Below are 19,314 nucleotides of genomic sequence, written 5' to 3'. Positions count from 1 at the left end.
ATCGCCACACGGATCTTAATCAATTATTAGTTTCTGCCATTAACTTTAACGAGTTGTCGCCGATTCGCGCGATTCGTACCCATAGATCATCGAAGTGCCACACTGATTCGGAGGCGGACGAATGATCGTAGTGGTTGATGAGCGTGAGCTCGTGAAAGACGGATACACATCCCTGTTTGGCCGGGAGGGCATTCCCTCTACCGGCTTTGATCCATCGGAATTCGGCGAGTGGGTGCAGACCGCCGCCGATTCGGATATTGCGGCGGTCGAGGCCTTCTTGATCGGTCAGGGCCAGCGCAGCTTTGAACTGCCCCGGGCGATCCGGGACCGCTCGATGGCGCCGGTGATCGCGGTCAGCGACCAGCCCTCGCTCGAAAACACCCTTGCGCTTTTCGATTGCGGCGTCGACGACGTGGTGCGCAAACCGGTCCATCCGCGCGAAATCCTCGCAAGGGCGGCCGCAATCCGGCGCCGGCTGAAGGCAATCGCCAACTACACCGATATCGGCGGCATCCGCGTCTTCTCGGATGGTCGTGATCCCGAGATCAACGGCGAGGTCTTTGCGCTGCCTCGGCGCGAGCGCCGCATCCTCGAATATTTGATCGCCAATCGCGGCCGCCGGGTCACCAAGACTCAGATCTTCAACGCCATCTACGGCATCTTCGATGAAGAGGTCGAGGAGAACGTCGTCGAAAGCCACATCTCGAAGCTGCGCAAGAAGCTGCGCAAGAAGCTCGGCATCGATCCGGTCGATTCCAAGCGCTTCCTTGGCTACTGCATCGATTGGGCCTGATTTTTCCGGCCGGCTGGCCGCGCCCCGGCGGAACCTCGAGACTGGCCTCGCTGCTCCCCATGACAGACAGCTTCACGCAAGGCCCGGCAAATACTCTCGAGCTTAACAGGTAAAACGAGGTTTTCAGATGAGCATTTTCGGCAGCATGAAGACGGCAGTATCGGGGATGAACGCGCAGGCAAACCGCCTCAGCACCGTCGCCGACAACATCGCCAACGTCAACACCACCGGCTACAAGGCCGTGTCGACGAGCTTCTCTTCACTGGTCCTGCCCTCCTCGGGCGGAAACTATAATTCCGGCGGCGTTCAGACCTCCGTCCGCCAGGCCGTCTCCGATCAGGGCGACATTTCTTACACGACCTCCACAACCGATCTTGCGATTTCGGGCGACGGCTTCTTCATCGTCCAAGGTCCCGATGGCACGCCGGTTCTGACCCGCGCCGGCGACTTCCAAAAGGACGACGAAGGCAACCTCGTCAACGCGGCTGGCTTCCAACTGATGGGCTATTCCTACGATTCCGGCTCTCCCGCCGTCGTCGTCAACGGTTTCGACGGCCTGGTTCCCGTCAACGTCAACCAGGATGGCCTGACCGCCATTGCCTCGACATCGGGTGTCTTCAAAGGCAATCTCGATTCGAACGCAAAGATTCCAGTCGCTCCCGCGACGCTGCCGAGTGCGAACGCCGCCACCACGACGACCGACACCAAGAAGGTCTCGATGGTCGCCTATGACCGTCTTGGCAACAAGGTGATGTACGACTTTTATTTCACCAAGCAATCGGTGGCTGCCGCACCGCCACCCGCACCTCCCGCCACCGCTGCGACCTGGGAAGTGGCGATGTTCCGCAACGCCAACGCGGCGGTGGGTGGCACGACCTCTTTCCCCTATAGCGCAGGCGGCGCAGTCGGCACCGGAACGCTCACCTTCGACTCGAACGGCAAGATGACCTCGAGCGGCGCCGTCAACATCACCGATGGCGTGACGGGCCAAACGATCGCCATGGATTTCTCCGGGTTGACGCAGCTCGGGGCCGACTTCTCCGGCACCGGCACGCCGAACGGCCAGGCGGCGACCCCGGTCAAGGATGTTACGATCGACGGCGACGGCATCGTCTACGCCAAATATGAAGACGGCAGCACCAAGCCTCTTTACCGCGTCCCTCTCGCTAATGTCGCAAGCCCGGACAAGTTGACCTTGATGAGCGGCAACGTCTACAGCGCCAACGGCCAGTCGGGCGTCACCGTCACCGGCTTTCCCCAGACCAACGGCCTCGGCACGATCAAGTCGGGCGCGCTCGAAGGTTCGAATGTCGACCTCGCCGGCGAACTGACCGAGATGATCGAATCGCAGCGCAGCTATACCGCCAATTCGAAAGTGTTCCAGACGGGTTCCGACATCATGGACGTACTCGTCAACCTCAAGAGATAAGTAAGGTAACGGCTAAGCCATGTCGCTCACGTCCGCACTTAATACCGCGCAGAGCATATTCAACAATACCGGCACGCAGAGCAGTGTAGTATCGAACAATATCTCAAATGCCGGCAACAAAGATTACGTGCGCCGGCAGGCAATGCTTACCACCTCCCTGAACGGCGCGCAGGTTGTGCAGATCAACCGGGCACAGGAAGATGCCCTGCTGCGCCAGTACCTCAAGACGTCCTCTCAGGACAGCGCCCAGCAGACTTTGCTGGGCGGTCTCGAGGACCTCAAGTCCATCATGGGTGGCAATGACTACGAAACGTCGCCATCCACCTATCTCGGGGTGTTCCAGGAGAAGCTCCAAGCCTTCCGCACGACGCCCGGCAGCACAGTAGCCGCCCAGGGCGCCATTACCGCCGCCCAGGACGTCGCCAACTCGCTGAACAATGCCTCGCAATCCGTTCAGGATGTTCGCGCCAACGCCGACAAAGAGATTACCACGGCCGTCGATACGCTGAACACGCTGCTCAGCCAGTTCGAAAAGGCCAACAATGCGGTCAAGACCGCCACGGCCTCCGGCACGGATGCATCCGGCGCCCTCGATGAGCGCGAAAAAGTCCTGAAGCAGATTTCGCAGATCGTTGGCGTCAGCGCGACGACGCGCGACAATAACGATATGGTGCTGAGCACGCCCGACGGGACGATCCTCTTCGAGACGGTCCCGCGCAAGGTGACGTTCAAGTCCCAGGATGTCTATACCGCCTCCACCGTCGGCAATTCCGTTTATATCGACGGCGTCGCGCTGCCGCTCGGCAAGGGCTCGACCACGACGGGGCAGGGGAGCCTCCAGTCGCTTCTCCAGATCCGCGACGAGATCGCTCCCAACTTCCAGAAGCAGCTCGACGAAATCGCCCGCGGCCTTGTCTCGCTCTTCAAGGAGCAGAATACCGCTGCGCCCCCGGCCTATGTGCCCGGTCTCTTCACCTGGAGCGGCGGCACGGTCAGTACCGGCGCCACCGCGGTTGCCGGCATGGCCTCGACCATCAGCGTCAGCGCCCGCGTGATCACCTCGCAAGGCGGCGACCCGATGCGCCTGCGCGATGGCGGCGTCAACGCCACCGGCGTCGTCCTGAACACGTCAGGCGTCAGCGGTTACACGGCTGAACTCGACCGACTCTATACCGCGATGAGCGCCGACATCGATTTCGATCCGGCAGCCGGAGCGCCTGTCGGTTTCGACGCGACGACGGGCATCGATTCCAACGTCAGCATCATGGAATACGCCACGAATTCCCTAGGCTGGCTCGAGCAGTATCGCAGCAACGCCACGACGGCGGCCGAAAATACCTCGGCGGCACTGTCGCGCTCCGACGAAGCCTATTCCAATGAGACCGGCGTCAACCTCGACGAGGAGCTGACGCTGCTCCTCGACATCGAGCAGTCCTACAAGGCGGCGACCAAAATCCTGAACGCCGTCGATGAAATGTTGAAGTCATTGCTGGATATCGCGAGTTAAGCCATGAAGAGCTCATTTATTTCAAGTTCGGCCATTCAGAATGCGATGCGGTTGACGATCCGTCAGGCGCAGAACCAGATGACCAAGGCGACGATGGAAGCAACGACGGGAGTCTATGCGGATATCGGTGTCTCGCTCGGTGGCAATGCGGCCCGAAGCGTCGACTTCACCCGAGAGACAGACCGGATCGATTCGATCAAATCAAGCAATTCGCTTGTCAGCGCACGCATGGAATCCTCCCAGCTCGGTCTCTCCAAGATGAAGGACGTCGGCGATGGTCTCGTGTCGAAGCTGACGGCACTCCAGGGCAGCAAGGACCCCGGCAGCATCACCGTCGCCATTCAGTCGGCGACCAGCGCGTTGTCCACCCTGATGGATACGGCCAATACCATGGTGAACGGCGAATATCTGTTCTCCGGCATCAATACCGACGTGCAGCCGCTGACCGACAAGACGACCGCCACGAGTGCGGCCATCGTTACGGCGCTGAACAGCTACGCCGCGGCTCTTGTCCCGCCGAAGGCCGTCAGCGATCTTACCGGCACCGAAATGCAGACCTTCATCACGACGACGGTCGAGCCGATGTTCAGCCAGGCCAATTGGACCAATGCGGCGACCGGATGGTCGCAGGCATCAAGCCAGAACATGACGAGCCGCATCAGCAACTCGGAAGTGATCGAATCCTCGACCAACGCCAATTCCGAAGGCATGCGGTATTTTGCGCTCGCCTCGGTCATGACCTCCGCGCTGCTCGGCCAGAACCTCAGCACGGATGCAATGACGACTGTCTCCAAGCAGGCAATCAGCTACACGGCCAAGGCGACCAGCGGCCTGGTGACGCAGGCAAGCCAGCTTGGCCTCTCCCAGGAGCGTGTCAAGAAGTCCAATGACGCGCTCGACGCCCAGTCGAACATCATCAAGAACAAGCTGGTCGATCTCCAGGGCGTCGACCCCTACGAGGCCTCGACCCTCGTCAAGACCTTGGAAACACAGCTTGAAACCGCTTACACAATTGTTTCGAAGATCCAGCAGTTGAGTCTCGTGAACTACCTTTGATGAGCAAAGGCGCGCAGTATAAAGAAGGATGCATGAATGTATCAGTTCTCATATGCCGAAGTCATGCAGGACTCGGTGGCCGACGCGAAAGAGCGGGAATGGCAGGTTCTTGACCGGTCCATAGAACTGCTGTCGTTGGCGCGCGACAAGGAAAAATACGGTCGGGAAGCCATTGAAGCCCTGTTTTATACGCGCCGGGTGTGGATCAGCTTCATCGAGGATCTGAAGCATCCGGACAACCAGCTGGATGTTCAGCTCAGGGCCAATCTCATCTCGATCGCAATCTGGATTTTGAAGGAATGCGACAGGATCAGAAAACGTCTGTCTAATAACTACCAGGGCATCATCGACGTTACCACCATCATCAGGGATGGACTTAAATGAAAAGTACACTTCGCATTTCTCTGAAAGCCGGGGAAAGAATCTTCATCAACGGCGCCGTCCTGCGTGTCGACCGCAAGGTCGCGCTGGAATTCCTGAATGATGTGACGTTCCTTCTCGAAAATCACGTCCTTCAGCCGGAAGGCGCGACGACGCCTCTGCGCCAGCTCTATTTCATCGCGCAGATGATCCTCATCAACCCCGAGGGCAAGGACCACTCGACGGCGATGTTCCGCAAGTCGATCACCATGCTGCTCACCTGCTTCAAGAACGAGGAAGTCCTCGCCGAGCTGAAGCGGATCGATGCACTCGTCTCGACCGGCCGCGCTTTCGATGCGTTGAAGGCGATCCGCGGCCTCTATGCGATCGAAGACAATATCCTCAACAACCACGAGCTGCCGCCGACGATGGTCGAGCAGATTCGCAGGGAGATCGCACCATGGCGGTAGATGCAACGTCGGGCGTGAGCACTTCGACGACGAGTTCGACGAATTCGGCCCAGAAAAAAGCGACGTTGAATTACGACAATTTTCTTCAGCTGCTCATCGCGCAGATGAAGAACCAGGATCCGACCGATCCGATGGATGCCAGCGAGCAGATGTCGCAGCTGGCAAGCTTCTCGCAGGTTGAGCAGACGATCCAGACGAACACCAAACTTGATACGCTTCTGTCGAGCTCGAGCCTCACCCAGGCGAGCAGCTACGTCGGCAAATATATGGAAAGCGCCGACGGCACCGTCAAAGGCACCGTTGAATCCGTCAAGGTTTATTCCGATGGCATCATTGCGACGACCACGGATGGCGGTAAGATACTCGTGCAGGCGGGAATCACCGTTGCTGACAAGGCGCCGACGACGACGACCACGACCAGCGATACCTGATGCCGCGGCGCCGACGTGTCGGGTGATACAAATCAACAGCGGCCCGGCCAGGGCGGGGCTGCTTCGAGGCGATATGAGGTTGCCTTCAGATGAATGAAGCTGATGCATTGGATCTGTTCCAAGCCGCGATCTGGACCGTCCTGATTGCCGCCGGTCCCGCCGTCATCGCCGCGATGGTGGTGGGTTTGGTCATTGCCCTGATCCAGGCACTGACCCAGGTGCAGGAAGCGACGCTGACCTTCGTGCCGAAGATCGTCGCGGTGCTCATCACCGTCGGGATCACAGCACCCTTCGTCGGCTCGCAGATCTCGATTTTCACCAATCTGGTCTTCTCCCGCATTCAATCCGGCTTCTGAGCCACCTTCGCGCAAGCTTCGCCATTTAACTCTCGATCCCAACTGGGCGGACTCAATTCCGCCTCCTCTCATGAAGAGACGGAATCGTCATGGCGCAACCACCCGCACTCCCCCTTCCGAAAGTCGTCCCGAGCCTGCGCGATGTCGGTTTTGCGCTTGGCATCATCGGCATCATCTGCATTCTCTTCCTGCCGATCCCGCCTTTCCTGATCGATATGGGGCTGGCCTTCTCGATCGCCTTCTCGGTGCTGATCCTGATGGTCGCGCTGTGGATCCAGAAGCCGCTCGACTTCTCGTCCTTCCCGACCATCCTGCTGATCGCGACGATGACCCGGCTAGCGCTCAACATCGCCACCACTCGCGTCATCCTGTCCCACGGCAACGAAGGCCACGATGCGGCCGGCGGCGTTATTGCCGGCTTCGCAAGCCTTGTCATGTCCGGCGACTTCGTCATCGGTCTGATCGTCTTCCTGATCCTCATCACCATCAACTTCATCGTCATCACCAAGGGCGCCACGCGTATCGCCGAAGTCGGCGCGCGTTTCACCCTCGATGCCATCCCCGGCAAGCAGATGTCGATCGATGCCGATCTTTCGGCTGGCATCATCGATGAAAGGGAAGCCCAGCGCCGGCGCAAGGAACTCGAGGAGGAAAGCTCCTTCTTCGGTGCGATGGACGGTGCCTCGAAATTCGTGCGCGGCGATGCCGTCGCCGGCCTCATCATCACCTGCATCAATATCTTCGGCGGCATCATCATCGGTTACTTCCGCCACGGCATGCCGATCGGCGAAGCGGCCGACGTCTTCGTCAAGCTCTCCGTCGGCGACGGTCTCGTCTCGCAGATGCCGGCCCTTATCGTCTCGCTCGCCGCCGGCCTTCTCGTTTCCCGCGGCGGCACCCTCGGTTCCACCGACCAGGCGGTCGTCAATCAGTTGAGCGGTTATCCCCGCGCACTCTCCGTCTCAGCCGTGCTGATGTTCGTTCTCGGCCTGATGCCGGGCTTGCCGACCATTCCCTTCACCGTTCTCGGCGGTCTCCTCGCCTTCGGCGCCTGGTTCATCCCGCGACAGGTCGAGGCTGAAAACAAGCTGCGCCGCGAACAGGAGGAAAAGAAGGTCGTCCAGAACAAGGAGCTGGAGAAGGATTCGGTCAAGTCGGTGCTCCGCACCTCCGAGATCGAGCTCGCGCTCGGCAAGATGGTCTCCACACGCCTGCTCGGCGCCCATCAGGAACTGGCTTTCCGCGTCGGCAAGATGCGCAAGAAATTCGCCACGCAATACGGTTTCGTCGTGCCGGAGATCAAGGTCACCGACGACATCGCGATCGCAGAGAAGTCCTATCAGATCCGCATCCACGGCACGACGGTCGCCTCCAATCTGCTGCGTGTCGGCGAAGTCCTGGTTGTCACCGGCGCCGGCCGGCGCCCGAGCATCCCCGGCGACGAAATTCGCGAACCGGCTTTCGGCATGCCGGCTGTCTCGATCCTCGAAAACTTCGCCGACGATCTGAAACGCGAGGGCTTCCAGCCGATCGACAACGTCTCCGTCGTGCTCACCCACATGAGTGAGGTCATTCGCAACAACCTGCCGCAGCTCCTATCCTATAAGGACGTCAAGGTGCTGATCGACCGCCTCGATCCGGAATATAAGAAGCTCGCCGACGAGATCTGCTCGTCGCACATGTCCTATTCGGGCCTGCAGGCGGTGCTCAAACTCTTGCTTGCCGAGCGCGTTTCCATCCGCAACCTGCACCTCATTCTCGAGGCGGTGGCCGAGCTCGCGCCGCATGTCAGGAAGACCGAGCAGATCGTCGAGCATGTCCGCATCCGCATGGCCCAGCAGCTCTGCGGCGATCTTGCCGACAACGGCGTGCTGCGTGTGCTCAGACTCGGCAGTAAATGGGATCTCGCCTTCCACCAGGCGCTGAAGCGCGACGCCAAGGGCGAGGTGATCGAGTTCGACATCGATCCCAGAAGCCTGGAGGAGTTCAGCGAGCAGGCCAGCAAAGTTATCCGTGAGTTCATGGATCGCGGCCTGCCATTCGCCCTTGTCACGTCGCCGGAAACGCGCTCCTATGTGCGCATGATCATCGAACGGCTGTTCGCCACGCTCCCGGTCCTATCGCATGTCGAGTTGGCCAAAGGGATCGAGATAAAGATTTTGGGCTCGATTTCATGATAACAGACCCGCAAGGGACCGTTCTCGCGCTGTTCCTGGTCTTCTGCCGGATCGGTGGCTGTGTGCTGGCTCTTCCGGGTTTTTCCTCGGCGCGCGTGCCCGAGCAGCTGCGCGTCTTCATCGCCGCTGCGCTGTCAATCGCGCTCATGCCGCTGCTCTGGGACACGGTCTATCCGGCTGTCCACACGGGAGCCGGAACCTACATCGGCCTGATTTTCAGCGAATCACTGGTCGGCGTGATGTACGGCATGCTGGCGAGAATCTATACGCTCGGCATGCAGTTCGCGGCGACGATCATCGCCATGATGGTCGGTTATACCCAGCCGGGCTCCGTCGATGTCATCGAAGACGCGCCGGAGACCAGCCTTTCCGGCTTCATCACCTTTGCCGGCATCATGATTCTCTTCATCATGGATTTCCATCACATCGTCTTCCGCGCGCTGGTCGATTCCTACACGACCATGCCCTTGGGCGGATTGACGCAGATGCGCGCGACCCTGATCTCCTTTACCGACACGCTGGAGCAGACCACCTACATCATGCTGCGGCTGTCGAGCCCCTTTCTGATCTACGGCATGATCTTCAACGTCTCGATCGGCTTCATCAACAAGCTGGCGCCGCAGATCCCGGTCTATTTCATTTCCACGCCCTATCTGCTGATGGGCGGGCTCTTCCTGTTCTATGTCTCGGTCGCGGCGCTGGTCAGCCAGTTCGGTCAGGCCTTCAGTTCGATCTATATCGGGCGATGAGGCTGATATGATCGAGAAGAGCCGCTCCCAAAAACTCAAGCGGCTGCTGTCGGTGCAGCGGCATATGGAGAGGATGGCGGAGAACGACCTGGCCGAAACCAGCCGTCAGCGCATCGAGGTCAATTCGGCGATGGACGACGTCATTCTCGCTCTCGGTTCGATGGACCCGGTCCACCACGCCTTTTCGCAGAATTATGCCGACCGATTCGGCAGGCTGACGATCAAGGATCAGCAGCTGACCGGCATGCAGCAGATCCACGAGATGCGGCTGACGCGCGAGCGCGCCAAGGCCGATCGCCTGGAAGAGGGCATGAAGGAGGCGTTGGACGCCGAGCGTCGCGAGGCCGATGACAATGCCGTTTACGATGTCATCGATCAGCAATTCGCAACGCCAGCCTCCAGCAAGCTTCAAAAACCATAATCGTTACGATCTTAATTTAGAGGATTGTAACGTGGCTATTTCGCCCCCCAGTGATCTGGTTCTGGACGTTGTCAAAGCTGCCGACCCCATGGAGGTTCAGGTAGCCCAGGAAAAACTGAAGGCAAATCGTGCGGCCTTTGCCGCAACGAGCCTCGCCGAGAACGGCAAGGGCTTCTCCAATACGGTCGACGTTCTCGATGATATCGGCCAGAAGAGCGGCCTCTCCAACATTCAGAACCGCACCAAGGCCGAGGAGGTTCCGGAAAGCTACCGGAAGTTCGAGGCCATGGTGCTGCAGAACTTCGTCAAGTCGATGCTGCCGAGCGAAAGTGAAGACGTTTACGGCAAGGGCGCGACCGGCGATATCTGGAAGGGCATGATGGCCGAGCAGCTCGGCAACACCATGGCCAAGGGCGACGGCATCGGCATTGCAAAGCAGATGTACAGCGAGCAGTTGCGCCGGCAGGAAGGCAAGATCGTCAATGCCGCCACCGATGATCGTGACCGCAACACCGCGCTCAGCATGATCGACGACTTCCAGCGCAAGACCTTTGGCACGCCGACGGCGGACGCCAAGGCCGATAGAACAGGATGATCTTAGGCCCGTTGGCCTGAAAATCTGAATCCTGTTCTAATTAAATAGTTAGAGCATGATGTCGTCCGAAAACCGCGCACACTTTTCGGCATCATGCTCTAAGCAACGCATAATCGAGGGTACAATGGAAATAATTTCGAACGAATACAGGATCAAATCCGTTCTCGGACGCCTCGAAATGATCATCGACAATGAGAATACCCGGATCGGCAGCGATCCGCAGTTCGATCTCAAGGTCTCCAACGCGCACAAGAGCCGCTGCCTCTACGAGCTGTCGATGCTCTTCCGCGATACCGATCCGGCCGAGCTTGCCGCTGCCCATCTCGATCAGCTGCACGGGCTGAAGAAGAAGTTGGTTCTCAACGCCCGGCGCGTCGAGGCGCATCTCGAAGCGGTTCGCGCCGTCGCCGACCTCCTGAAGAATGCCGTTCAGGACGCCGACGCCGACGGCACCTATTCTCAGGAACAATTCGCCGCGCGTGGAAACTGATGATCAAGCTCGTCCTTACCGGCCTCTGGGTTTGCGCGATCACCTTGGCCTCGGTCTATTTTTCGGTGTATCTGGCGACGGCGCCGGCGCCCGCGGTATCCGATTCCAGGCAGAGCGCGCTCGAACTGGTGAAGGGTGAAACGATCACTGTGCCGGTCATCGGCAACGGCGCGATCACCGGTTATTTCCTCGGCCGTATTTCCTTCATGATGAACAAGGACATGCTGAAGGGCGTGACCTTGCCGCTGACCGAGATGACGACCGACGAACTTTTCAGTCTGCTTGTCGGCAACAAGATGGTCGATCTCGCGCATATCAAATCCTTCGACCCGAAGGCCTTCCGCGAGGAGATCAAGAAGGGCATGAACGAGCGCCTCGGCGGGGAGTATGTCGCCGACGTGATGCTGGAGCAGCTCGATTATCTCTCCAAGGAAGAGGTCAACGAAAATTCGGCCGGTCAACCGAAGAAGCTCGGTACACCGGTCAAGCTCATCGAAGGTGCACCAGCTGAGGGAGCACCGGCCCAGGCCGCCCATTGAAACAACTGACTGTCGATACAGCAACGGCGCCTTCGGGCGCCGTTTGCCGTTGGGCTGCTTTTGGTTAATAAACTACTTATACGAGCATCAAAATCCAAGGAATTTTCCTAAGGGTTGTTTGAAACCGTCCTGTTATATCAGGTGGCACAGCTTGGCATGCGCCGCTTCCGCGATCGGGGCGACGTCGTTCCATGCGTGACGCGACCGGTCCTTTCGAGACCTCCGGGGTGCGGAATATGGGCTTGTTTTCCGGGATGTTGGGCGCATGACGCACCCTCGGCAGGAGGTAAGAATGAATTTGATTGCAAACTTCGCGGTGCTTGCGTCGCGGCGGACAATCTTCGATCTGCCGGTCTGTGATCTCGGCTGGGACGATGCCCTCGTTTTTATCAACGAGCTGGCCTCCATTCCCGTCGGTCAGACCGTGGTTTGCTTCGTCAACGCTCATAATATGCTGACAGCTTTGCGCGACGACGATTATTACCGGATCATGTCGCACAATCTCGTGCTGCCTGATGGCATCGGCCTCAACATTGCGTCGCAGATTGCCCATGGCTCGCCGTTTCCCGCCAATCTGAACGGCACCGATTTCGTCCCGGCCTTTCTTACCTTCATGGAGACTCCGCGCCGCATCGGCCTGATCGGCGGCGCGCGCTCGGTCGTCGAGGCGGCGGCGGAAAATTTTCGCAGGCACACACCCTGGCATGAATTTGTCGTCATTTCCGACGGCTTTTTCGACAAGGTCGACTCCACTGATGTCACCGAGGAGATCGAGCGCCAGAAGCTCGACATTCTGATCGTCGGCATGGGGACGCCGTTGCAGGAGAAATGGGTCCACGACAAGATCCGCGCCGATCATGCGCGGCTGGTGCTGACGGTGGGCGCGCTCTTCGACTTCGTCTCCGGCGCTGTTCCGCGGGCGCCGAAGACGGTGCGGATGATGCGTCTCGAATGGGCCTATCGGCTGATACAGGAGCCTGCGCGGCTCTGGCGGCGCTACATCATCGGCATTCCGGTCTTCCTCTTCCATGTCCTGCGCTACCGCTTCCGTCGTCGCGAAAGAATTCTCAGCCAACCGGAAGAGCAGCGCAGCGTCTCGCAGCCGATTGCGGATCGCAGGAAGGCGAGCTGAACCGGCAGCGTCCGGTTCAAATTTGACACATCGGACTGCAGTTCTTGCCAGTCACGGTTAACCATTTCTTTGCCATGAATATTTAGGGTAGCTTAATCATCTGCATCGCGTGCGGATGATTGAACTCGGCCATCATGTGCATGAGAAGTGGCGCAAATGTACGATATAAGGGCGAGAAACAGCTTCCAGGATCGCGCAGCCGCGGGGCCGCGCCCCTTTGACGTCGCCTATCGCCGGCGGTCGAAGGGGGCCGATATCGCGCCCCCCGAGGCCGAATTGCTGCGCGCGATCGGCCGCGCGCTGGAAGAGCAGCGCGCAATGGCGGCGCGCCCGGCGCCGCTGGTCGACCGAATCGAAGCCATCCTCGGCAACCGGCTTCGGGCTGCCAACGATGCCGGCCGCGCTCGTCTGCCGGCGCCGGCCGGTCAGGAGGAGCCGAACGCTGCGGTCGAAGGGCCCGCGCTCCCGCCCGAACCGCTGGCCGTTATCCGTGAGGAACCCGTCAGATCGCAGCCGGCAACGCCCGGCCACCGCGCCGGCCGCTTCGGCCTTGTCATGACGGTCGTCGCCGCCACGGTCCTCGGCGCAGGCCTGCCGGCCCTGATGCCGGTCTCGCCCGCCCTCTACCGTGCCGAGACGACGTTTTCGGTAAGGACGGATGCGGCAAGCCGCGCCGCCTTCACCCAGGCCGCGGCGAAAGGCCTGTTGTCGGCGCGCATGATGGCGTCGACGGTCGCTGCGCTGAAACTCGATCACGATCCGGAATTCGCCGGCTCCAGTGCCAATGCGCTCGGCGTTGCGCTCGATCTCCTCTCGGCCAGCGGTGCTGCCGCCGATCCGGCCTCGCGCGCCGAGGCGGCGCTGAAACATGCGGTCGAGATCATGCCCGATGTCGCCGCCGGTACGATCCTTGTCAGGGTGACGACCGGCGACAGCGGCAAATCCATGCGCATCGCCGCACAGCTTGGCGAAGCGGTGTCCGCAGGCAGCGGTCCCGGCCGGAGCGCCGAAACCGACACTGTGCTGCGCAAGGCCTATGACGAGGCGAAGGCGGAGCTTGCCGCCTTCACGGCCAAAAGCGGCGAGGGCAACGTCAAGGTGGCGATCGATCTTCGCCGTCAGATCGACGGACTCGATGCCGATCTGAAACAGGCCGACCAGAATATCCTCGAAGCCAAGGCGCGCGCTGACGCGCTGAAGGCGGCGAAACTCGCGGGCGTGCTGGATGGATCGTTCCCCTCCGATATGCTCTCGCCGGCGCTGCAGGATTGGCGTGACAAATATGCCGTCGCCAGGACGACGCTGGCGCAGCTTTCGGCCGAGCTTGGCCCGCGCCATCCGCGCCTGCTGCAGCAGCAGGCCGAAACGGATCGACTCAAGGACAACATGGGCAAGGAGCTTACCCGTCTGGCCCAGCTCGCCAATGCCGCCGCCAAGGCTGCGGTCGATGCGCGCAAGGGCCTGAACGATCGCCGCAACACGCTGATCGCCCAGAGCCGGGATACCGGCGTCGATCTGCCCCGGCTGACCGAGCAGCGCGAAAAGGCGAATGCCGCGCGCTCGCGCCTGGAGACGGCGCCGACATCGAGGGGCGATGACGGCCATTTGACCGTCCTGAAACCGCCGCTTGCGGCGGCGGTGCCGGGAACGAATGATCGGATCGGCCGCGTGCTGGCCGGGGCCGCGACGGGCCTTGCGCTCGGTCTCGGCCTCACTCTCCTGCTGTTCTGGCGCAAATCCGCCGCGGCTTCCGCAAGCGAGGAAATGCCGGCGCCGCCGTCGCTCGCCTCTCCGCCGCCGGCCGACGAGATGGAGGTTCTGCGCTCCGAGATCTCCGGCCTGCGCGACCGGCTTCGACTTCACGTGATGGAAGCACAGCAGGCGCTGCGCTGAACCCAACATTTCCTTGCAAGTTTGATATTGCCTTGCCGCTTTCCGACAGGATAGGGCGTTAGCGGGCATTTGACGCTCGTCAACTATCAATAGATTGGCGCGAAACAGGGCGGAGAGACGCGTGGTGACAGTAATCGACGGCAAGAACGTAGCTGCATCAGTCATTCAGACGGTCAAGAGTGCGACGGCGGCGCTGGAAAAGAGCAGCGGCGTCACCACCGGCCTGGCCGTCATCATCGTCGGCGACGATCCGGCAAGCCACGCCTATGTCGGCTCCAAGAGCCGAATGGCCAAGGAATGCGGTTTCAAGTCCGTCCAGCACACGCTGCCGGCCGAGACCAGGCAGGAGGAGCTGGCAGCGCTCGTTGCCATCCTCAACGCCGATCCGACCATCCACGGCATCCTGGTGCAGCTGCCCCTGCCGAAGCCGCTCGCCAGCGAGCCGATCATCCAGTCGATCCTGCCGGAAAAGGATGTCGATGGCTTGAGCGTCGTCAACGCCGGCAAGCTCGCCACCGGCGACCTGAAGACCGGACTGGTCTCCTGCACGCCGGCCGGAGCAATGGTCTTCGTCCGCCGCACCCATGGCGAGGATCTCTCGGGCCTCAATGCCGTCGTCATCGGCCGCTCCAACCTGTTCGGCAAGCCGATGGCGCAATTGTTGCTCAACGCCAATGCGACGGTGACGATCGCGCATTCGAGAACCAAGAACCTCGCCGAGGTCTGCCGCAATGCCGATATTCTGGTGGCCGCCGTCGGCCGTCCGGAGATGGTCAAGGCCGACTGGGTCAAGCCGGGCGCGACGGTCATCGACGTCGGCATCAATCGTGTGCCGGCTCCCGACAGGGGCGAGGGCAAGACCCGGCTCGTCGGCGACGTCGCCTTCGCCGAGGTCTCTGCTGTCGCCAGCGCCATCACCCCGGTTCCCGGCGGCGTCGGGCCGATGACCATCGCCATGCTGATGGCCAATACGGTCATCGCCGCTCATCGGGCTGCAGGGCAGACGCCGCCGCAGTTTTGAAACGGACTGGTGTTAACTGGGGGCGGGACCGGTCGAGGCCCTGACGATCAGTTCGGTCTTCCAGAGTTCCTGCTCGGGGAAGGGGCCGGTCTGTTTCACGGTGCCGATCAGCCGCTGGGCGATGCGGGCGCCGGCGGCCCTGAGCGAGGAGCGTGTGGTCGTCAGCGGCACGGAGAAACTTTCCGGCTTCAAGAGCGGCAGCACGTCGTCATGGGCGATCAGCGAAATGTCCTCGCCGAGCCGCAATCCCGCCTGGTTGACCGCGCGAATCGCCCCCAGCGCCATGACCGTGCTGGAGCATAGGATCGCCGTCGGCCGCTGCGGCAGTTGCAGGAAGCGTTCCATCGCCAGAAGGCCCTGCTCGTCGGTCATCAGCGCGTGGCTCATGCAATCCTCCTCGAGCGTGAGGCCACGTTCGGCAAGGGCCGAGATGACGCCGTTCCTTCTGCGGATGGCGAAATCGAGATGCGTCGGCCCGTTCATCAAGGCAAAACGCGTGTGGCCGAGCTGCAGCAAGAGACGTGTCGCGTCGTAGAAGGCCCCTTCATTGTCGATGTCGAGATAGGGATAATCCGGCTCCGCGCCGAAGGAGCGGCCGTGCACGACATAGGGCATGGAGAGCGATTTCAGCATGGGAAGCCGCGGATCGTGGCCGCGCATATAGGCGACGAACAGTGCGTCGACATTGCCGCTGATCGCAAGCCGGCGGAGTGCCGCCACCTCGTCGTCAGGATCGGCCGGCATGATAACGAAATGGAAATCATGACGCACGGCTTCCTCGCCGAGCCCGGCCAGGAATTCGCCGAAATGCACGTCGGACTGGTGGCCGGGCGCCGTCGGCATGACCAGGCCGATCGAGCCTGCCTTGCCGGTCGCAAGCCGCTGGGCAGCCTTGTTCGGCCGGTATCCGGTTTCCTTGACGGCCTGGAGCACCCGCTCCCGGGTCGCTTCGTTGACCTCGGGATAGCCGTTGAGCGCCCGGCTCACGGTCGTCTGCGACAGCCCGAGCAATTCCGATAGCTGTTTGAGATTCACCTGTTATGCTTCCTCCCGGCCCCGCCCGTCGGCCGCTCTAAAAGGCCTGCCGCCTCCCAATGGCATCCAAAGCGCTTTCAATTATGTAGCATCTCGTGCGCTTGACTCAAGAAAAATCGCTCCATATTCATCGCTAGGCACCGTTGCGCTGCCATATCCCGCGCGTTTATGGCGAGTTTTCGCGAATTGACTTGACTTCCTTCCACTGAAAGTGAAATGAGTTGGGTGTCAAAGCGCTTTGAAATTTCTTTTTTCGGGAATTCGGCGCAGTTGGGATTGTGATGGGAGGTTGATCACATGAAAAAATCATTTTTGATGGGCGTTGCCGTTGCGGCGCTGTTTGCCGGTGCTGCGTCCGCGGCCGATCTGAAATTTGCCCCGGGACAGGATTCCAAGTTCAACTGGAAGAGCTATGACGAATTCAAGGCCGCGCACGCCGATCTGAAGGGGCAGCCGCTGTCGATCTTCGGGCCGTGGCGCGGAGAGGACGAGGCGTTCTTCAGGAGCGTTCTCGCCTATTTCACCGAAGCGACCGGCGTCGACGCGAAATACTCTTCTTCCGAAAACTACGAACAGCAGATCGTCATCGACACGCAGGCGGGCTCGCCGCCGAACATCGCCATTCTGCCGCAGCCGGGCCTTCTGGCCGATCTCGCCGGCAAGGGCTTCCTGACGCCGCTCGGCGACGACAATTCCAAGTGGATCAAGGACAATTACGGCGCCGGCGACAGCTGGGTCGGTTACGGCACCTACAAGGGCAAGGACGGCAAGGAAGCCTTCTACGCCTTCCCTTACAAGGCCGACGTCAAGTCGCTCGTCTGGTACGTTCCGGAGAATTTCGAGGAGGCCGGCTACAAGATCCCGACCACCATGGAAGAGCTGCATGCCCTGACCGATCAGATCGTCAAGGACGGCGGCGTACCCTGGTGCATCGGTCTCGGTTCCGGCGGTGCCACCGGCTGGCCGGCGACCGACTGGGTCGAGGACCTTATGCTGCGCATGCAGCCACCCGAAGCCTATGACAAGTGGACCACCAATGAGCTGAAGTTCACCGATCCGGCCGTCGTTGCCGCGATCGATGAATTCGGCAAGTTCGCCAAGAACGAGAAATATGTCGATGGTGGTGTCGCGGCCGTGGCCTCGACCGACTTCCGCGACAGCCCGAAGGGTCTCTTCGCCGTTCCGCCGAAGTGCTACATGCATCACCAGGCCTCCTTCATCCCATCCTTCTTCCCCGAGGGGACGAAGCTTGGCCAAGACGCCGATTTCTTCTACATGCCGACCTATGCCGCGCATCCGGAACTCGGGAAGCCAGTTCTCGGCGCAGGCACGCTCGTTTCGATTACCAAGGAATCGAAGGCCGCTCGTGCCTTCATCGATTTCCTGAAGACCCCGATCGCGCACGAGGTATGGATGGCGCAGTCGAGCTTCCTGACGCCATACAAGGGCGTCAGCACTGATGCGTACGCCAATCCGCAGATGAAGAAGGAAGGCGAGATTCTGACGTCCGCCACCACCTTCCGCTTCGACGGTTCCGACCTGATGCCGGGCAAGATCGGCGCCGGCGCCTTCTGGACGGGCATGGTCGATTTCGTCGGCGGCAAGTCTGCCGAAGAGGCCGCCGGCGAAATCCAGAGCGCCTGGGACGGCATCAAGTAATCGTTCAAGATGATGCCGCCGGTTTGCCGGCGGCATGGCCTGCATGACTGGCCGGGTTCGCAAAGAGCCCGGCCATCGCGGGATATATTGTGACTGGGCAATGTAAGCATATTGACGGTGACCGGGCTTGACCCGTCAGAATGAAAACCGGTCGGAATAAGATCAGGGGAAGCAGGGGAGGGACGTAATGCTGTCGCAGATAGTGTCCGCTTTGGGCGTCGTGGCATTTGCCGTTTTTGCATGCTCGGCCTATTTCTATTTTTCCAACAAGCTTCTGGATCTGGCCCTGCCGGTGAAGGACGGCGACATTCGCGCCGCATCGCGTAATCTCAATCGCCGCGCGGTTATCCGGCCATGGCTTTTTCTCGGCCCGGCGCTCTTGCTGCTTTTCGTCTACCTCGTCTATCCCGTCGTTGCGACCTTCGTTCTCTCCTTTTACGATCGCACCGGCCTGCAGTTCGTCGGTCTTGCCAATTACAAATGGGCGATCGGCGACCGCGAATTCCGCCAGTCGATCTTCAACAACATCCTTTGGCTCGCCGTCGTGCCGGCCGCCTGCACCTTTTTCGGCCTCGTGATCGCCGTGATGACCGACCGCATCTGGTGGGGCAATATCGCCAAGAGCATCGTCTTCATGCCGATGGCGATCTCTTTCGTCGGCGCCTCGGTCATCTGGAAATTCATCTATGAATATCGCGGCGGTAACGACGTCCAGATCGGCCTGCTGAACGCCATCGTCCAGTTGTTCGGTGGCACGCCCGAAGTCTGGATCTCGGTTCCCTTCTGGAACAATTTCTTCCTGATGGTTATCCTGATCTGGATCCAGACCGGTTTCGCCATGGTCATCCTGTCGGCAGCGCTGCGCGGTATTCCCGAGGAGACGATCGAGGCCGCCGTCATCGACGGCGCCAATGGCTGGCAGATCTTCTGGCGCATCATGGTGCCGCAGGTCTGGGGCACCATCGCCGTCGTCTGGACGACGATCACCATCCTCGTCCTCAAGGTCTTCGACATCGTGCTGACCATGACCAACGGCCAGTGGCAGACGATGGTGCTGGCAAATCTGATGTTCGACTGGATGTTCCGCGGTGGCGGCGATTCCGGCCGAAGTGCGGTCATCGCCATCATCATCATGCTAGCCGTGACACCGATCATGATCTGGAACGTGCGCCGCGCCAACCGCGAACTGAAGGGCCATTGA

The 19,314-nt window shown here is 60.5% G+C and carries 20 protein-coding genes; 19 read left to right on the top strand and 1 reads right to left on the bottom strand.

The features are described 5' to 3' along the window. The first annotated feature begins 121 nt into the window (after positions 1 to 121). The 17 genes from rem (at position 122) to folD (ending at position 15,419) form a co-directional block, all read left to right on the top strand. A complete protein-coding gene (gene rem, locus PYR71_RS01845) occupies positions 122 to 793 on the top strand; it encodes a transcriptional activator Rem (protein WP_275618018.1) in 672 nt (223 codons plus the stop codon). A gap of 127 nt (positions 794 to 920) precedes the next feature. Continuing rightward, complete coding sequence (locus PYR71_RS01840; RefSeq protein WP_275618017.1) at positions 921 to 2,222, top strand: flagellar hook protein FlgE; 1,302 nt, start codon at positions 921 to 923, stop codon at positions 2,220 to 2,222. Positions 2,223 to 2,241: 19 nt separating this feature from the next. Then, on the top strand, positions 2,242 to 3,729 hold the full coding sequence (flgK, locus tag PYR71_RS01835; RefSeq protein ID WP_275618016.1) for a flagellar hook-associated protein FlgK: 1,488 nt from the start codon (positions 2,242 to 2,244) through the stop codon (positions 3,727 to 3,729). Between the two features lie 3 nt (positions 3,730 to 3,732). Then, complete coding sequence (locus tag PYR71_RS01830; protein ID WP_183914591.1) at positions 3,733 to 4,785, top strand: flagellar hook-associated family protein; 1,053 nt, start codon at positions 3,733 to 3,735, stop codon at positions 4,783 to 4,785. A 36-nt stretch (positions 4,786 to 4,821) separates the two neighbouring features. Then, positions 4,822 to 5,169, top strand: coding sequence for a flagellar biosynthesis regulator FlaF (gene flaF, locus PYR71_RS01825; protein WP_010028573.1), 348 nt, complete (start codon positions 4,822 to 4,824; stop codon positions 5,167 to 5,169). Next, a complete protein-coding gene (gene flbT / locus PYR71_RS01820; protein ID WP_183914593.1) occupies positions 5,166 to 5,615 on the top strand; it encodes a flagellar biosynthesis repressor FlbT in 450 nt (149 codons plus the stop codon). The genes flaF and flbT overlap by 4 nt, the downstream gene beginning before the upstream one ends. After that, complete coding sequence (gene flgD / locus PYR71_RS01815) at positions 5,606 to 6,046, top strand: flagellar hook assembly protein FlgD (RefSeq protein WP_275618015.1); 441 nt, start codon at positions 5,606 to 5,608, stop codon at positions 6,044 to 6,046. The genes flbT and flgD overlap by 10 nt, the downstream gene beginning before the upstream one ends. An 89-nt stretch (positions 6,047 to 6,135) precedes the next feature. Continuing rightward, positions 6,136 to 6,402 carry a flagellar biosynthesis protein FliQ gene (gene fliQ / locus PYR71_RS01810; protein ID WP_183914597.1) on the top strand — a complete coding sequence of 89 codons (267 nt, stop codon included), beginning with the start codon at positions 6,136 to 6,138 and terminating at the stop codon, positions 6,400 to 6,402. 89 nt (positions 6,403 to 6,491) lie between these two features. Next, complete coding sequence (gene flhA / locus PYR71_RS01805; RefSeq protein ID WP_183914599.1) at positions 6,492 to 8,579, top strand: flagellar biosynthesis protein FlhA; 2,088 nt, start codon at positions 6,492 to 6,494, stop codon at positions 8,577 to 8,579. After that, positions 8,576 to 9,328, top strand: a complete 753-nt coding sequence (locus tag PYR71_RS01800; protein ID WP_275618014.1) for a flagellar biosynthetic protein FliR — start codon at positions 8,576 to 8,578, stop codon at positions 9,326 to 9,328. The genes flhA and PYR71_RS01800 overlap by 4 nt, the downstream gene beginning before the upstream one ends. 7 nt (positions 9,329 to 9,335) lie before the next feature. After that, positions 9,336 to 9,749, top strand: coding sequence for a hypothetical protein (locus tag PYR71_RS01795; protein ID WP_275618013.1), 414 nt, complete (start codon positions 9,336 to 9,338; stop codon positions 9,747 to 9,749). A 31-nt stretch (positions 9,750 to 9,780) separates the two neighbouring features. Next, complete coding sequence (locus PYR71_RS01790; RefSeq protein ID WP_275618012.1) at positions 9,781 to 10,344, top strand: rod-binding protein; 564 nt, start codon at positions 9,781 to 9,783, stop codon at positions 10,342 to 10,344. Positions 10,345 to 10,468: 124 nt separating this feature from the next. Continuing rightward, positions 10,469 to 10,834, top strand: coding sequence for a hypothetical protein (locus PYR71_RS01785; RefSeq protein WP_183914605.1), 366 nt, complete (start codon positions 10,469 to 10,471; stop codon positions 10,832 to 10,834). Beyond that, positions 10,834 to 11,373: a hypothetical protein gene (locus PYR71_RS01780; protein WP_275618011.1), complete on the top strand. Its 540-nt coding sequence runs from the start codon at positions 10,834 to 10,836 to the stop codon at positions 11,371 to 11,373. The genes PYR71_RS01785 and PYR71_RS01780 overlap by 1 nt, the downstream gene beginning before the upstream one ends. A gap of 292 nt (positions 11,374 to 11,665) precedes the next feature. Continuing rightward, complete coding sequence (locus PYR71_RS01775) at positions 11,666 to 12,505, top strand: WecB/TagA/CpsF family glycosyltransferase (RefSeq protein WP_275618010.1); 840 nt, start codon at positions 11,666 to 11,668, stop codon at positions 12,503 to 12,505. Positions 12,506 to 12,661: 156 nt separating this feature from the next. After that, positions 12,662 to 14,398, top strand: a complete 1,737-nt coding sequence (locus tag PYR71_RS01770) for a GumC domain-containing protein (RefSeq protein ID WP_275618009.1) — start codon at positions 12,662 to 12,664, stop codon at positions 14,396 to 14,398. Between the two features lie 121 nt (positions 14,399 to 14,519). Then, entirely contained in the window at positions 14,520 to 15,419 is a 900-nt protein-coding gene (folD, locus tag PYR71_RS01765) for a bifunctional methylenetetrahydrofolate dehydrogenase/methenyltetrahydrofolate cyclohydrolase FolD (protein ID WP_275618008.1), read from the top strand. 12 nt (positions 15,420 to 15,431) lie between these two features. On the opposite strand, the gene PYR71_RS01760 is transcribed toward folD, so the two are convergent. Further along, positions 15,432 to 16,454 carry a LacI family DNA-binding transcriptional regulator gene (locus tag PYR71_RS01760; RefSeq protein WP_183914615.1) on the bottom strand — a complete coding sequence of 341 codons (1,023 nt, stop codon included), beginning with the start codon at positions 16,452 to 16,454 and terminating at the stop codon, positions 15,432 to 15,434. A 297-nt stretch (positions 16,455 to 16,751) separates the two neighbouring features. Here PYR71_RS01760 and PYR71_RS01755 point away from each other — a divergent pair, with 297 nt between their 5' ends. Both PYR71_RS01755 and PYR71_RS01750 read left to right on the top strand, forming a co-directional pair. Beyond that, positions 16,752 to 18,113, top strand: coding sequence for an ABC transporter substrate-binding protein (locus PYR71_RS01755; protein ID WP_275618007.1), 1,362 nt, complete (start codon positions 16,752 to 16,754; stop codon positions 18,111 to 18,113). 187 nt (positions 18,114 to 18,300) lie between these two features. Further along, positions 18,301 to 19,314, top strand: a complete 1,014-nt coding sequence (locus PYR71_RS01750; RefSeq protein WP_275618006.1) for a carbohydrate ABC transporter permease — start codon at positions 18,301 to 18,303, stop codon at positions 19,312 to 19,314.

Source organism: Rhizobium mulingense (assembly GCF_029194105.1).
Lineage (GTDB): Bacteria > Pseudomonadota > Alphaproteobacteria > Rhizobiales > Rhizobiaceae > Rhizobium > Rhizobium mulingense.
The sequence above is the reverse complement of the archived record's forward strand: the minus strand, read 5'-3'. Positions and strand labels throughout refer to the sequence as shown.

Excerpts from the sequence above, each read along its gene's own strand:
- flgD (WP_275618015.1), top strand. The coding sequence starts at position 5,606 with ATGGCGGTAGATGCAACGTCGGGCGTGAGCACTTCGACGACGAGTTCG.
- PYR71_RS01755 (WP_275618007.1), top strand. The coding sequence starts at position 16,752 with ATGAAAAAATCATTTTTGATGGGCGTTGCCGTTGCGGCGCTGTTTGCC.
- fliQ (WP_183914597.1), top strand. The coding sequence starts at position 6,136 with ATGAATGAAGCTGATGCATTGGATCTGTTCCAAGCCGCGATCTGGACC.
- flbT (WP_183914593.1), top strand. The coding sequence starts at position 5,166 with ATGAAAAGTACACTTCGCATTTCTCTGAAAGCCGGGGAAAGAATCTTC.
- rem (WP_275618018.1), top strand. The coding sequence starts at position 122 with ATGATCGTAGTGGTTGATGAGCGTGAGCTCGTGAAAGACGGATACACA.
- PYR71_RS01795 (WP_275618013.1), top strand. The coding sequence starts at position 9,336 with ATGATCGAGAAGAGCCGCTCCCAAAAACTCAAGCGGCTGCTGTCGGTG.
- PYR71_RS01840 (WP_275618017.1), top strand. The coding sequence starts at position 921 with ATGAGCATTTTCGGCAGCATGAAGACGGCAGTATCGGGGATGAACGCG.
- flgK (WP_275618016.1), top strand. The coding sequence starts at position 2,242 with ATGTCGCTCACGTCCGCACTTAATACCGCGCAGAGCATATTCAACAAT.
- PYR71_RS01775 (WP_275618010.1), top strand. The coding sequence starts at position 11,666 with ATGAATTTGATTGCAAACTTCGCGGTGCTTGCGTCGCGGCGGACAATC.
- flhA (WP_183914599.1), top strand. The coding sequence starts at position 6,492 with ATGGCGCAACCACCCGCACTCCCCCTTCCGAAAGTCGTCCCGAGCCTG.
- flaF (WP_010028573.1), top strand. The coding sequence starts at position 4,822 with ATGTATCAGTTCTCATATGCCGAAGTCATGCAGGACTCGGTGGCCGAC.
- PYR71_RS01785 (WP_183914605.1), top strand. The coding sequence starts at position 10,469 with ATGGAAATAATTTCGAACGAATACAGGATCAAATCCGTTCTCGGACGC.
- PYR71_RS01780 (WP_275618011.1), top strand. The coding sequence starts at position 10,834 with ATGATCAAGCTCGTCCTTACCGGCCTCTGGGTTTGCGCGATCACCTTG.
- PYR71_RS01830 (WP_183914591.1), top strand. The coding sequence starts at position 3,733 with ATGAAGAGCTCATTTATTTCAAGTTCGGCCATTCAGAATGCGATGCGG.
- PYR71_RS01750 (WP_275618006.1), top strand. The coding sequence starts at position 18,301 with ATGCTGTCGCAGATAGTGTCCGCTTTGGGCGTCGTGGCATTTGCCGTT.
- PYR71_RS01800 (WP_275618014.1), top strand. The coding sequence starts at position 8,576 with ATGATAACAGACCCGCAAGGGACCGTTCTCGCGCTGTTCCTGGTCTTC.
- PYR71_RS01770 (WP_275618009.1), top strand. The coding sequence starts at position 12,662 with ATGTACGATATAAGGGCGAGAAACAGCTTCCAGGATCGCGCAGCCGCG.